The sequence below is a fragment of the Rahnella sp. PAMC25559 genome (assembly GCF_050632365.1).
In the GTDB taxonomy this organism is placed as follows: Bacteria; Pseudomonadota; Gammaproteobacteria; order Enterobacterales; family Enterobacteriaceae; genus Rahnella; species Rahnella rivi.
This window is the reverse complement of sequence record NZ_CP192543.1, coordinates 1,955,288-1,968,732: the sequence shown is the minus strand read 5'-3', so window position 1 is coordinate 1,968,732 and position 13,445 is coordinate 1,955,288. Positions and strand designations below refer to the sequence as shown.

The window sequence follows — 13,445 nt, the reverse complement described above, 5'->3', positions numbered from 1 at the left end:
ATGAATGCTGAACTAGGGACGATACACTTTCACATTATTAAAGCCCTGTTCTTTCAGATACAGCGCCTGTAAACGGCTCATCACGCCGCGATCGCAATACAGCAAATAGGTTTTGCTCTGATCCAAATCGCCAAACTGCGTCGCCAGTTTATAGAATGCCAGCGCCTTCACTTCGACATTTTCCAGCGCCAGCGGATCCGCATCCACTTCATCCGGTGCGCGAACGTCCAGCACGATATCCGTGGAAACAAACTCAGCGACGGTTTCTACTTCCGGCACTTCCTGAGCAGCCTGCTCAGCAATTTCACGGATGTCACAGTTACGCGCTTCACTGACCACTTTATCGAGGATGGCAAAATTGAACATTGCCTCTTCCGCTTCGATTTTGGCTTTCACCGCTTTTACCGTCGGGCTTTTTGAAATCACACCGCAATATTCCGGCATGGTTTTGGCGAAATCTTCAGTACCAATTTCACGGGCAATCTTGATGATGTGTTCTTTATCGTGCGAAATCAGCGGACGCAGGATCAGGGTATCAGAAACGTTGTCGATCAAACGCAGGTTGGTCAGCGTCTGGCTGGAAACCTGTCCCAGCGCTTCACCGGTCACCAGCGCCTGAACGCCATAACGCTCCGCAATAGAAGACGCTGCGCGCACCATCATTCGTTTCAGCACGACGCCCATCTGGCCGTCTTCGATTTTTTCGAGGATCTCACCGACCACCGGCTCAAAATCAATAGCGATAAAACGCACGCGGTGCGAGCTGCCAAAACGATTCCACAGGTAATGAGCCACCTGTTTCACGCCAATTTCATGCGCCGCGCCGCCAAGGTTAAAGAAGCAATAATGCACACGACAGCCACGACGCATCAGCATATAACTGGATACGCCGGAGTCGAAACCGCCGGAAATGAGTGACATCACGTCTTCCTGCGTACCGATTGGGTAACCGCCCTGACCTTCGAGACGGTTTTTCACCAGCACCAGTTTATCGTCGTTGATTTCCAGTTTCACCGTCACTTCCGGCGAGGTCAGGTTGACACGCGCAGACTCGATGTGTTGGTTCAGGCCGCCGCCCACGTAACGTTCTACGTCGCCGGAGCTGAAATCATGCTTACCGCGACGTTTAACACGTACGCAGAAAGTTTTGCCTTCGACTTCAGAACGATAGGCTTCGAGTGCCTGTTCGAAAATATTGTGAACGTCTGTGTAAGGGCGGTCTTCCACTTCTTCGACATAGCGGATGCCCGGAATGCGGCAAAGCAATTCCTGGATAAGATCGTGTTTACTTTCGTCTTTGCTGCGAACTTCGATATGATCCCAGTGGCGAACGACTGCCAGTGTCTCATCATGCGGTCGCACAATGTTGCGAATGCTGCTTGAGAGGATCTTAATGAAGCGCAAACGCACAGATTGGCTCTTGATGGTGATTTCAGGGAACAATTTAATGATAAACTTCATGGCAGTCTTTTGTTAGCAGGTTAAAAAACGGGGTAGTAAGTCGCTGAATAAGGATCTAGGATCCTATTATTGCTAAGCCTTATGTTTGTTTGTGAAACATAAGTTTTGTGCCACATTGGGCTTAGCAATAAACTCAGCGGCGCAGAGTATATCACTTTTAATGGATATTCTGCGCGCAAAACCAAACAGCAGTGCCATGCTTAACGGGAATGTCTCCCGGAGCTGAGAGCCGACCCTGCCGTCTCAGCACTCTGGTCATCGATTCTGATCAACGATATTGAAAGAGAATTATGCCGAAAAAATCTGCACCACCCGCCAATTTCGAAACTGCTCTGGCCGACCTGGAACAGATCGTTTCACGCCTCGAATCAGGCGAATTGCCTTTAGAAGAGGCGCTGAATGAATTCGAACAAGGCGTCCAGCTGGCGCGTCAGGGACAGCAAAAGCTGCAACAGGCCGAACAGCGTGTACAAATTCTGCTCGACAGCGATGAAGATGCACCGCTGACACCTTTCACACCGGAAGCAGAGTAACGGTTTATGTCTGAAGCGATTTCTCTTTCTCCGGCTGGCGAGTTTTCACGTGAACTTCGCGCGATGCAGCAACGCGTAGATGGCGTACTGACCGCTTACATTGACGCCCTGCCGCTGGCTGATTTACCGCTGGTTGAAGCCATGCGCTACGGAGCACTGCTCGGCGGCAAACGGATGCGACCTTATCTGGTGTATGCCACCGGTCAGCTATTCGGGCTGGATTTGAAAAATCTTGATGCGCCCGCTGCTGCGGTCGAATGCATCCACGCCTATTCGCTGATCCATGACGATCTGCCCGCAATGGACGACGACGATCTGCGTCGCGGCCAGCCAACCTGCCACATCAAGTTTGGCGAAGCCAATGCCATTCTGGCAGGCGATGCCCTGCAAACGCTGGCGTTCTCTGTCTTAACCGACGGGGAAATGGCGGACGTGGCGGTCAAAGATCGTTTGTCGATGGTGTCCGAGCTGGCTGGCGCCAGCGGTGCCAGCGGCATGTGTGGCGGACAAGCACTGGATCTGGCCGCAGAAGGCCAACAGATAAGCCTCGACGCTCTGGAAAAAATACACCGTCATAAAACCGGTGCGCTTATCCGCGCCGCGGTGCGCATGGGTGCTCTGGCCGCCGGTGACACCGGACGCGCCGTATTGCCTATACTGGATACCTATGCACAGGCGATTGGCCTGGCGTTTCAGGTTCAGGACGACATCCTTGATGTCATCGGGGATACCGCCACGCTGGGTAAGCGCCAGGGTGCAGATCAACAACTCGGTAAAAGCACTTACCCTGCCCTGCTGGGGCTCGACGGCGCAAAGGCCAAGGCCATGGACCTGTATCAGGAAGCCGTTTCCGCACTGGACCAGCTCGCTGCGCTTTCTTACAACACAGCGCCACTTCTCGCGTTAGCCAGCTTCGTTATTGAGCGCGATAATTAATACTTACTATGAGCAACTGATGAGTCTTGAATTAGCCAAATACCCGACACTGGCGCTGGCGGAGAATCCTGAAGATCTCCGTTCACTTCCTAAAGAGAGCCTGCCCAGGCTCTGCGACGAACTGCGCCAGTATTTACTGGCCAGCGTCAGCCAGTCCAGCGGGCACTTCGCGTCCGGTCTGGGAACGGTTGAACTGACCGTCGCCATGCATTATGTCTACAACACGCCGTTTGACCACGTCGTCTGGGATGTCGGCCATCAGGCCTATCCTCACAAAATTCTTACCGGACGCCGTGACCGGATTTCCACCATCCGTCAGAAAGGCGGTTTGCATCCTTTCCCGTGGCGCGGTGAAAGCGAATACGACACGCTTTCCGTCGGACATTCCTCGACCTCCATCAGCGCCGGTTTGGGCATGGCCGTTGCCGCCGAACGCGAAGGTAAAAACCGTCGCACCGTCTGCGTGATTGGTGACGGCGCAATCACCGCCGGTATGGCATTCGAAGCCATGAACCACGCCGGTGATATTAAGCCCGATATGCTGGTGATCCTTAACGACAATGAAATGTCGATTTCAGAAAACGTCGGCGCGCTGAATAATCATCTCGCGCAATTGTTGTCGGGTAAGTTGTATTCCCATCTGCGCGAAGGCGGCAAGAAAGTCCTTTCCGGCATCCCGCCGATCAAAGAACTGGTGCGCCGTACCGAAGAACATCTGAAAGGTATGATGGTGCCGGGCACGCTGTTTGAAGAGCTGGGCTTTAACTATATCGGACCGGTGGACGGTCACGACGTGGTGGCGCTGGTGCAAACGCTGAAAAACATGCGTGACCTGAAAGGTCCGCAGTTGCTGCACATCATGACGAAAAAAGGCAAAGGCTACGCGCCGGCCGAGAAAGATCCGATCGGCTGGCACGCGGTGCCAAAATTCGATCCGGCTTCCGGCATTTTGCCTAAAGGCAAAGAAGGCCTGCCAACGTATTCGAAAATCTTTGGCGACTGGCTGTGTGAGACTGCCGCCAAAGACAGCAAACTGATGGCCGTGACGCCTGCGATGCGCGAAGGCTCCGGCATGGTGCGCTTCTCCCGCGAGTATCCGCAGCAGTATTTCGACGTTGCCATCGCCGAACAGCATGCCGTGACGTTTGCCGCAGGGCTGGCGATTGGCGGCTACAAACCGATCGTGGCGATCTACTCGACTTTCCTGCAAAGGGCGTACGATCAGGTGATCCACGATGTGGCGATCCAAAATCTTCCGGTGCTGTTTGCCATCGATCGCGGCGGTATCGTCGGTGCCGACGGCCAGACCCATCAGGGTGCGTTCGACCTGTCATTCCTGCGCTGCATTCCGAATATGATCATCATGACGCCAAGCGATGAAAACGAATGCCGCCAAATGTTGCATACCGGCTATCATCACAACAGCGGCCCGGTGGCCGTGCGTTATCCGCGCGGTAGTGGCACCGGTGCAACCTGCGAACCGCTGGCATCCCTGCCGTTGGGCAAAGGTGTTGTGCGTCGCGAAGGTGAAAAAGTGGCGATCCTGAACTTTGGTACGTTGCTGCCGGATGCGCTGGAAGCGGCTGAGAAACGTAATGCCACCGTCGTGGATATGCGCTTTGTTAAACCGCTCGACGAAGCACTGATTCTCGAACTGGCGGCAAGCCATGAAGTGCTGGTGACGCTGGAAGAAAACGCCATCATGGGTGGCGCAGGCAGCGGTGTGAATGAGCTGCTGATGGCAAAACGCATGTTAGTGCCGGTATTGAATATCGGTCTGGCGGACCACTTTGTGCCACAGGGCACACAAGACGAAATCCGTCATGATGTCGGGCTCGATGCCGAAGGTATTGACCGTCAAATCACCGACTGGCTGGCCTGATCATTTCCCCTCTTTCGCCTGAAAGAGGGGTTTCTTTCCCCACATCCTCCTGTCTTCCCCAATCCCGCCATTCTGTGAGCTACAGTTAAGCATGCTAATCATTTTTTAACGCCTGCCGGTTATCACGCAGGCTTTTACGGAGAGATGCAATGCAATACACCACGTTGGGAAAAACCGGTCTGAAAATATCGCAACTGTGTCTGGGTTGTATGACGTATGGCGAACCGGATCGCGGCAGACATGCCTGGACCTTACCTGAAGAAAGCAGCCGCCCAATCATTAAACAGGCGCTGGATGCAGGCATTAACTTTTTTGATACCGCCAACAGCTATTCCGATGGCAGCAGCGAAGAGATCGTCGGGCGGGCGCTGAAAGACTTCGCGAAACGCGACCAGATCGTCGTCGCCACCAAAGTGTTTTATCCGATTACCGGCCTGGAAGGCGGATTGTCCCGCGCGTCGATTATGCAATCTATCGACGACAGTTTGCGCCGCCTCGGCATGGAGTATGTCGATCTGCTACAAATCCACCGCTGGGATTACAACACGCCAATTGAAGAAACGCTCGAAGCACTCAATGACGTGGTGAAGGCCGGTAAGGCGCGTTTTATCGGCGCTTCTTCCATGCATGCCCATCAGTTTAAGCAGGCGCTGGATGTTTCGCAGCAAAATGGCTGGGCGCGCTTCGTCTCGATGCAGGATCAGTACAACCTGATCCAGCGTGAAGAAGAGAAGGAAATGTACCCGTTGTGCCTGGAAGAAAACATCGCGGTTCTGCCGTGGAGTCCGCTGGCGCGCGGTAAGCTTACGCGCCCATGGGGAGAAACCACCGCCCGTTCGGTGTCTGACAGTTTTGCCAACACGCTGTACGATGCCACGGATGAAGCCGACGGTAAAATAGCCGAACGTGTGGGTAAAATCGCGGAAGATCACGGTGTTCCGCGTGCGCAGATCGCGCTGGCGTGGATCCTCAGCAAACATGTGATCACCGCCCCTATCATCGGCGCTTCCCGCCCTGCCCATCTCGACGATGCGATTGCTGCGCTGAACATCAAACTGTCGATTGAAGAAATCGCCGAACTTGAAATGGCTTATGTGCCGCATCAGGCTGTCGGATTTGAGTAAAACGGGCGAATCTCTCTCAGGTTAAAAAACAGAAAAGGCGCTGCAGAATCAACATGCAGCGCCTTTTTTACTTCTTACACACCGTCAGAACATCGGCTCAGGCAAAATGGTCGAAACCCTGCCATTCCAGTTGCACCGGTGAACCGGCCCGCATCAGTTTGAGGCCTTCGGAAAGGGGAGCAATCTGGCCGATGCAGGTAAAATCAACGCCAAGATGACTCAGCGCCGCGTCCACCGCGCCGCGATTGATTTCCGGCACGGTGAAGCACAGTTCGTAATCTTCGCCGCCGGTCAGTGCCCATTTCAGTGCCTGTTCCGTATCGCCGAGTGACTTCATGGCATCAGAGAACGGAATGGCATCCAGATCCAGGCGCGCACCGCAATCACTGGCTTTCAGAATGTGCTTCAAATCGGAAATCAGCCCGTCGGAGAGATCGATAGCCGACGTCGCTAAATCACGCAACGCCTGACCTTGCAGAACGCGCGGCGAAGGCCGCAGATGGCGTTTGAGCAGGAACTCACGCGTTGTATCATCAGTGATGTTCAGCTGTTCCAGCACAACGGCCAGACCCGCGGCACTGTCGCCCAGCGTACCCGTTACGAAAATCCAGTCGCCCACACCGGCACCAGAACGCGTCAATGCGCGACCGACCGGCACCAGCCCCTGAATGGTTAACGTCATGCTCAACGGACCGCGGGTGGTATCACCGCCAATCAGTTGCATACCGTAGTAATTGAGTTGTTCGAACAAGCTGTCACTGAAAGACTGTAGCCAGTCAGCATTGACCTCGGGCAGCGTCAGCGCGAGAGAAACCCAGGCAGGATCCGCGCCCATTGCCGCTAAATCACTGAGATTCACCGCCAGCGCTTTGTAGCCGAGATCGGCCGGAGAAATGGTTTTCAGGAAATGGATGCCTTCGACCAGCGTATCAGTGCTGACGGCGAGGAGTTGTTTTTCGCCAACCGTCAGTAAGGCACAATCATCACCAATGCCTAACTGAACATCCTGTCTGGCGGTTCTGAACCGGTTAAAGTAGCGATTGATTACGTCAAATTCGCCGGATGCCATAATACAATTCCAAATCGTTAGAATGACTTAAGGCCGGAAAACCGGCCTTAAGAAGGGTGTCACACAAAGGATAAGCGAGGTGACATCACCAGAGTATCAACGAAGTCAGTAATCGGGTGAAAATGAGTGTGATCATTTATCCGTCGGGCTGACCCTTGCTGACATTATTTCTTGCGAATATGCGGGCCCGCTTTGTCCAGCACACCGTTCACAAATTTGTGACTGTCTTCAGCGCCGAAGGTTTTCGCCAGTTCGATCGCTTCATTGATGGCCACTTTATAAGGGACATCCTGGCGCTTGCTCAGCTCAAACAGAGCCAGACGCAAGATCGCTCTTTCCACCTGGCCTAATTCATCCAGCTGACGTGACAGGTATGGCGCCATCAATGCATCGAGTTTCTCTGCACTGTTTGCTACACCAGCCAGCAGTTCGCGGAAATAGGCAATGTCTACATCTTTGACATCCTGCTCGGTCAGGAATTCTAATTCAACATCGGCGATGTCATTTTTCGACAACTGCCAGGAGTAAAGCGCCTGAACGGCACATTCACGGGCGCGGCGACGAGCAGCAGGTTTCACGGATTTCCCCTTAACTAGATTCAGGCCTTAATAGCCTTGATAACATTAATCATTTCAAGCGCGGTCAGTGCAGCTTCTGCACCCTTGTTACCGGCTTTTGTCCCTGCGCGTTCAATGGCTTGTTCGATGCTTTCTGTCGTCAGCACACCAAAGGCAACCGGGATTTCGCTGTTCATGGCAACGCTGGACAGGCCAGAGCTGCATTCGCCCGCGACGAATTCAAAGTGGGCTGTGCCCCCGCGGATCACTGTACCGAGCGCAACAACGGCGTCGTACTTTCCGCTTTCAGCCAGAGCGCGGGTTGCCAGAGGCAATTCGTATGCGCCCGGGACCCAGACTACGGTGATGTTGTCATCGCTGACCTGACCAATACGTTTCAACGCATCAATAGCACCGGAAAGCAGGCTGTCGTTGATGAAATTGTTAAAACGAGCAATCGCGATCGCTACGCGCGCGTTAGGCGTGGCTACAACACCTTCAATAACGTTCATAGTTTTCCTTAAAGTGGGTTCAGGAGTTTCTCAACCCCAGCCGCAGGGGGGCGGATTCTATCATAAAATTACCCTGTCTGGACACGGGCTTTTCAAACCCGTGCAAACAGAGGAGGAGTAAAATGCTCAGTACACCGGCTTCAGACGTAAACGCAGGTCCGGGCCAATCTGCCGGACATCACTGAAAACGAATTCCGGCGCATCTTTCAGATGCTGCAATCCGGGCAGTTCGCACAGTGCGCGGCCATTATCACCCAATAACTTAGGCGCCATATAAACGATTAATTCATCAACCAGACCCGCTTGTAATAAGGCCCCGGCAAGTTGAGCGCCGGCTTCCACCCAGATGGAATTTACCTGACGTTTCGCCAGTTGCATCATAAGCAGGACCAGATCGATGCGATTCTCGCGTCCCGGAACGCACCATTGTTCAACGGAATCAGGCCAGGCCAGCTGATCTTTTTCAAGACGGGCCAGCAGAACGTCGCCGGGTAAATTCACCAGCTGATGCTGTGGCGTCACGCGGTTCTGGCTGTCGAGGATAATTCTCAGCGGCTGGCGAAGGCTCTGCTCAGGGTAAACGGCCTGCACATCACTGCCCAGTTCGCGCCAGCGCACATTCAGCGAGGGGTTATCGGCCAGCACCGTGGCGCTGGTGCTCAGAACCGCTGAGCTTTCTGCGCGAAAACGCTGCACGTCAGCGCGCGCCGCCGCCGAGGTGATCCACTGACTTTCGCCGGAGGCCATCGCCGTTCGGCCATCCAGCGATGCGCCCATTTTCAGTTGTACGTAAGGGAAACCGGTGCGCATGCGTTTCAGAAAGCCAAGATTGACGGCTTCCGCCTGCGAATGCATCAGCCCATGGCTGACATCCACGCCATTTTGCTTCAGACGGTATAACCCTCGCCCGGCAACTTCCGGATTAGGATCCTGCATCGCTGCCACAACCCGGGTGATGCCTGCCGCCAGTAAAGCATCGGCACAAGGCGGCGTGCGGCCATGATGGCTGCACGGCTCAAGTGTCACGTAGGCGGTCGCGCCTCTGGCTTTTTCACCGGCCATGCGCAGCGCATGGACTTCGGCATGAGGCTCACCGGCACGCAAATGGTAGCCTTCACCGACGATTTCACCCCCGGAGACAATGACACAACCGACGTTCGGATTCGGTGTGGTGGTGAAACGCCCGCGACGCGCCAGCTCGAAAGCGCGCGACATAAAACGTTCATCGGAGGGTAATTCAGCAGATTGTGGTGCAGCAGGCTGTTCGGGGAACATCAGTTTTCCTTAATCCTGAAGACGGGCGATCTCTTCACCAAATTCACGAATATCTTCAAAGCTGCGATAGACCGATGCGAAACGAATGTAGGCCACTTTATCCAGCCCTTTCAGGGCATCCATCACCAGATTGCCGATCATCTTCGCGGGGATTTCACGCTCGCCGGTGGCGCGCAGTTGCGACTTAATGTGGCTGATGGCGGTTTCAACATCGTCAGAACTGACCGGCCGTTTTTCCAGCGCTTTCAGTAAGCCGCCGCGTAATTTATCTTCGTTGAAGGGTTCGCGGACTTCATTGCTTTTAATGACACGCGGCATCACCAGTTCCGCCACTTCAAAAGTGGTGAAACGTTCATGGCACACCAGGCACTGACGGCGACGGCGGACCTGCGATCCGTCACCCACCAGGCGGGAATCAATCACTTTAGTATCAACAGCAGCACAAAATGGGCAATGCATAGCACTTCCTGATCGCGAACTCAATTGGACATCAGTTTAACCCGAAGTGTGCAGACAACAAAGGCTGTCGCTACTTTCATCGACATCGGGTTAAACTTAGGCTCTCTATTAGTGCCCGGACGGATGTTACATCGGGCAGAAGAAAGGAAATCTCTGATATGACGAAACACCCTCGCCTTTGGCTTATCGGCGCCACGTTGCTGAGCCTGCAGGGCTGCGCGCAGCAAAATCCACAGCTGCCGGAATTGAAATCGGAAGTGGGTCAGCTGAATCAGAAACTGCAACGGCTGACCGATTTGGCGGTCGCACTTGAACAGCAAACCACGCTGAACCGGCAGTCCAGCAATGGCGTCTATTTGCTGCCTGCGGCTAAGAGCCCTGCCCTGCTGAAAAGTGATCTGGGTGAGCTGACTGTGACGTTGTTGCGCGTGGCACCGGATGCCAGCGGGTTACAAGCGGTGTTAGAAGTGAAAAACGATGCCGGCAATCCGCTGCCGCCATTTACCGCGTCACTGAGCTGGGGCCAGCTGGATCCGGTCACCGGCAAACCGCTGACCGTCGATATGCAAACCCAAAACATTAACGTGGAAGCGGATTTGCTGCCCGGACCGGTGAAAACCTTCGAGGTGAAATTCAGTCAGGTCACCATGGAAACGCTGGGCTTTGTCCATCTGCACAATATTGTCGCCACGGTACCGCCTTCTGCCGCACCCGTTCAGCCATAACATCCCGAATTTCAGGCAAAAAAAACCCCGCAGCGCGGGGTTTTTTGATCACTGAACCATCAGCAGATTAAGGCAGAATCGAAGGCTGATCTGCACCTTCTTTTTCCACTTTTTGCTGCAACATGTGTTCACGCTTCATACCCAGTTTCAGGGCCAGCGCCGAAGCAACATATATCGATGAAGCCGTACCGATTGAAACACCAATCAACATGGTCAATGAGAAACCACGCAGCAATGCACCACCAAACAAATACAGCATCAGGATCACGACTAACGTGGTACCGGATGTGATCAATGTTCTGTGCAACGTCTGGGTCAACGACACGTTAAAGATTTCGTAAGATGTCCCGCGACGGATCTTGCGGAAGTTCTCACGAATACGGTCCGATACGACGATGCTGTCGTTAAGCGAGTAACCGATAACCGACATCAGTGAAGCAACGATGGTCAGGTCAACCTCGATATGGAACAACGAGAGCACACCCATGGTGATCACAACGTCGTGAGCAAGCGCGATAACAACACCTGCCGCCAGACGCCACTCGAAGCGGAAACCGACGTAAACCAGGATAGCGATCAATGCCACTAACAGCGCCATCGCACCATTTTGCGCCAAATCAGCCCCTACGCTTGGGCCGACGAACTCGATACGTTTCACCTGGGCATTCTGGCTGGTCGTTTCGTTAATCACGCTAAGAACTTTAGCACCCAGTTCCTGGCCGCCTGTTTCACCCTTAGTCGGTGGCATACGAACCATGATGTCGCGGCTGCTACCAAAATTCTGTACCAGCGGTTCTGCAAAGCCTGATTTCTCAAGCGAAGCGCGCATCATGTCCAAATCCGCAGGTTTTTCCAGCGAGATTTCAATAACCGTACCGCCGGTGAAATCCAGACCCCAGTTAAAACCTTTCACACCGATAATGGCGATAGAAAGGATCAACAGGAAACCAGAGATACCGAAAGCCCAGTAATCCCAGCGCATAAAGTCATAGACTCTACGGCCGTGGTTTAATTGTTCAACAGTATATTCCTGTGCCACAACGCACTCCTCAGATAGACAGCTTTTTGATGCGCTTGCCGCCGTACAACAGATTTACGAGGGCACGAGTACCGACGATTGCGGTAAACATTGACGTCGCTACACCAATACCGGTTGTAATCGCAAAGCCTTTAATTGCCCCGGTGCCGACGGCATACAGGATGATGACCTTGATTAGCGTCGTGACGTTGGCATCAAAGATGGAGCTGAACGCGCCTTTGTAACCTTCATCAATAGCCTGCTGTACTGAACGTCCGTTACTAAGTTCTTCCTTAATACGTTCGTTAATCAGTACGTTGGCATCCACCGCTACGGCAAGGGTTAATACGATACCCGCAATACCCGGCATCGTGAGTGTTGCCCCAGGTATCAGAGACATGATCCCAACAATAAGCACCAGGTTAGCAATCAGCGCAGAGGTCGCAATCAGACCGAACTTCTTATAGAAGAACAGCATGAAGATAATTGAGACCACAAGTCCTGCCAGACAGGCTTCCAGACCTTGCTTGATATTTTCCATCCCTAAGGTCGGGCCGATGGTACGTTCTTCAACAATCTGGATTGGCGCGATCAACGCACCGGCGCGCAGCAGCAGAGACAGCTGACGGGCTTCATTCGGATCGTTTACCCCGGTGATACGGAAGCTGTTACCCAGACGTGACTGAATCGTCGCCACGTTAATAACTTCTTCTTGTTTCGCCAGAATTGAACGGCCATTGGCATCTTTCTTACCGCTGTCTTTGTACTCCACAAACAGGGTAGCCATCGGTTTACCGATGTTATCCTTAGTGAAGTTAGACATGGCGTTACCGCCAGCGCTGTCGAGAGAGATGTTAACCTGCGGCTGATTGTACTCATCCATGCTGGATGTGGAGTCAGTGATATGGTCACCGGTCAGGATCACGCGTTTGTACAAGACAACCGGGCGGCCTTCACGGGTATTTTTCACTTCGCTGTCACCCGGCACGCGGCCAGACGCTGCAGCTGTGGCATCCACATTGGTATTCACCAGACGGAATTCCAGTGTCGCCGTGGCGCCCAGAATTTCTTTCGCACGCGCCGTATCCTGAATACCCGGCAGCTCAACGACGATACGGTCAGAACCCTGACGTTGTACCAGCGGCTCGGCCACACCCAGTTGGTTTACACGGTTACGCAGGATGGTGATGTTTTGCTGAACGGCATACTCGCGGGCTTCATTCATGCGAGCATCAGTCATCACCACGCGAATGGCGTTATCGCCGCTGTTGGTGATCACTAAATCGCGGTGACGTGGGCTCAGGTAGCTGACCGCAGAATCGCGGGTGGCAGCATCACGAAAACGCACTTCAACGCCATAGTTGTCGAGCTTACGCACCGTGGCATAAGGAATATTCTTGTCGCGCAGATCGCTGCGCATGTTGTCCATCGTCTGCTCTTGCAGCTTACTCAGCGCAGTATCCATATCCACTTCCATCAGGAAGTGCACACCACCACGTAAGTCGAGGCCCAGCTTCATCGGCTCGGCGCCCAGCATGCTCAACCAGCGCGGCGTTGCCGGTGCCAGGTTAAGTGCAATAACAAACTTGTCGCCCAGCGCTTCAGTCAGCGCTTCACGTGCACGAAGCTGTACATCCGTGTCTTTGAAACGGGCAAGAATAGCGCCATTCTCCAGAGCAACTGATTTGATCTGGATTTTGCTTTGATCTAATACGTTACGGACTTGGTCCAGCGTTGCTTCACTGGCGTCGGAACCCCGAGCACCAGTGATTTGAACAGCCGGATCCTCACCATAAAGGTTGGGAAGTGCATAAAGCAGCCCGACGATGACCACAACGATCAGCATCAGATACTTCCACGCAGGATAACGGTTTAACACGGCAGTTCCCTTCGG

At 53.7% G+C, this 13,445-nt stretch carries 13 protein-coding genes; 5 read left to right on the top strand and 8 right to left on the bottom strand.

Annotated features, from left to right (window positions below; translation table 11 throughout):
- Window positions 1-12: 12 nt before the first annotated feature.
- A complete protein-coding gene (thiI, locus tag ACQZQY_RS10295) occupies window positions 13-1,461 on the bottom strand; it encodes a tRNA uracil 4-sulfurtransferase ThiI (RefSeq protein ID WP_056771033.1) in 1,449 nt (482 codons plus the stop codon).
- Window positions 1,462-1,751: 290 nt separating this feature from the next.
- Between thiI and xseB the strand changes: the two genes are divergently transcribed.
- The 4 genes from xseB (at window position 1,752) to ACQZQY_RS10275 (ending at window position 5,936) form a co-directional block, all read left to right on the top strand.
- The gene (gene xseB, locus ACQZQY_RS10290; protein WP_056771029.1) at window positions 1,752-1,994 is read left to right on the top strand and encodes an exodeoxyribonuclease VII small subunit; all 243 of its coding nucleotides are present in this window, start codon (window positions 1,752-1,754) and stop codon (window positions 1,992-1,994) included.
- 6 nt (window positions 1,995-2,000) lie between these two features.
- Window positions 2,001-2,930, top strand: coding sequence for a (2E,6E)-farnesyl diphosphate synthase (gene ispA / locus ACQZQY_RS10285; RefSeq protein ID WP_056771026.1), 930 nt, complete (start codon window positions 2,001-2,003; stop codon window positions 2,928-2,930).
- Between the two features lie 19 nt (window positions 2,931-2,949).
- On the top strand, window positions 2,950-4,812 hold the full coding sequence (gene dxs / locus ACQZQY_RS10280) for a 1-deoxy-D-xylulose-5-phosphate synthase (protein ID WP_056771021.1): 1,863 nt from the start codon (window positions 2,950-2,952) through the stop codon (window positions 4,810-4,812).
- Between the two features lie 149 nt (window positions 4,813-4,961).
- A complete protein-coding gene (locus ACQZQY_RS10275; protein ID WP_122096014.1) occupies window positions 4,962-5,936 on the top strand; it encodes an aldo/keto reductase in 975 nt (324 codons plus the stop codon).
- A 97-nt stretch (window positions 5,937-6,033) separates the two neighbouring features.
- On the opposite strand, the gene thiL is transcribed toward ACQZQY_RS10275, so the two are convergent.
- From thiL to nrdR, 5 genes are all read right to left on the bottom strand, one after another.
- Complete coding sequence (thiL, locus tag ACQZQY_RS10270) at window positions 6,034-7,005, bottom strand: thiamine-phosphate kinase (RefSeq protein WP_431297055.1); 972 nt, start codon at window positions 7,003-7,005, stop codon at window positions 6,034-6,036.
- 164 nt (window positions 7,006-7,169) lie between these two features.
- Window positions 7,170-7,583, bottom strand: a complete 414-nt coding sequence (gene nusB / locus ACQZQY_RS10265; protein ID WP_013576663.1) for a transcription antitermination factor NusB — start codon at window positions 7,581-7,583, stop codon at window positions 7,170-7,172.
- Window positions 7,584-7,603: 20 nt separating this feature from the next.
- Entirely contained in the window at window positions 7,604-8,074 is a 471-nt protein-coding gene (ribH, locus tag ACQZQY_RS10260; protein WP_056771010.1) for a 6,7-dimethyl-8-ribityllumazine synthase, read from the bottom strand.
- 126 nt (window positions 8,075-8,200) lie between these two features.
- Window positions 8,201-9,349: a bifunctional diaminohydroxyphosphoribosylaminopyrimidine deaminase/5-amino-6-(5-phosphoribosylamino)uracil reductase RibD gene (gene ribD / locus ACQZQY_RS10255; RefSeq protein WP_431297054.1), complete on the bottom strand. Its 1,149-nt coding sequence runs from the start codon at window positions 9,347-9,349 to the stop codon at window positions 8,201-8,203.
- A gap of 9 nt (window positions 9,350-9,358) precedes the next feature.
- Window positions 9,359-9,808 (bottom strand): transcriptional regulator NrdR, encoded by a 450-nt coding sequence (gene nrdR / locus ACQZQY_RS10250; RefSeq protein WP_056771003.1) that lies wholly within the window; start codon window positions 9,806-9,808, stop codon window positions 9,359-9,361.
- A gap of 158 nt (window positions 9,809-9,966) precedes the next feature.
- On the opposite strand from nrdR, the gene ACQZQY_RS10245 reads away from it, so the two are divergent.
- Complete coding sequence (locus ACQZQY_RS10245) at window positions 9,967-10,533, top strand: DUF3251 domain-containing protein (RefSeq protein WP_431297053.1); 567 nt, start codon at window positions 9,967-9,969, stop codon at window positions 10,531-10,533.
- 67 nt (window positions 10,534-10,600) lie between these two features.
- Here the strand turns inward: ACQZQY_RS10245 and secF are convergent, their stop codons facing one another.
- Together secF and secD are read right to left on the bottom strand one after the other, a co-directional pair.
- Entirely contained in the window at window positions 10,601-11,572 is a 972-nt protein-coding gene (secF, locus tag ACQZQY_RS10240; protein WP_056770996.1) for a protein translocase subunit SecF, read from the bottom strand.
- A 10-nt stretch (window positions 11,573-11,582) separates the two neighbouring features.
- Window positions 11,583-13,430 carry a protein translocase subunit SecD gene (gene secD, locus ACQZQY_RS10235; RefSeq protein ID WP_072158037.1) on the bottom strand — a complete coding sequence of 616 codons (1,848 nt, stop codon included), beginning with the start codon at window positions 13,428-13,430 and terminating at the stop codon, window positions 11,583-11,585.
- Window positions 13,431-13,445 lie beyond the last annotated feature (15 nt).

Coding starts and splice junctions, on each gene's coding strand:
- thiI (WP_056771033.1), bottom strand. CDS start 1,461: ATGAAGTTTATCATTAAATTGTTCCCTGAAATCACCATCAAGAGCCAA.
- xseB (WP_056771029.1), top strand. CDS start 1,752: ATGCCGAAAAAATCTGCACCACCCGCCAATTTCGAAACTGCTCTGGCC.
- ispA (WP_056771026.1), top strand. CDS start 2,001: ATGTCTGAAGCGATTTCTCTTTCTCCGGCTGGCGAGTTTTCACGTGAA.
- dxs (WP_056771021.1), top strand. CDS start 2,950: ATGAGTCTTGAATTAGCCAAATACCCGACACTGGCGCTGGCGGAGAAT.
- ACQZQY_RS10275 (WP_122096014.1), top strand. CDS start 4,962: ATGCAATACACCACGTTGGGAAAAACCGGTCTGAAAATATCGCAACTG.
- thiL (WP_431297055.1), bottom strand. CDS start 7,005: ATGGCATCCGGCGAATTTGACGTAATCAATCGCTACTTTAACCGGTTC.
- ribH (WP_056771010.1), bottom strand. CDS start 8,074: ATGAACGTTATTGAAGGTGTTGTAGCCACGCCTAACGCGCGCGTAGCG.
- ribD (WP_431297054.1), bottom strand. CDS start 9,349: ATGTTCCCCGAACAGCCTGCTGCACCACAATCTGCTGAATTACCCTCC.
- nrdR (WP_056771003.1), bottom strand. CDS start 9,808: ATGCATTGCCCATTTTGTGCTGCTGTTGATACTAAAGTGATTGATTCC.
- ACQZQY_RS10245 (WP_431297053.1), top strand. CDS start 9,967: ATGACGAAACACCCTCGCCTTTGGCTTATCGGCGCCACGTTGCTGAGC.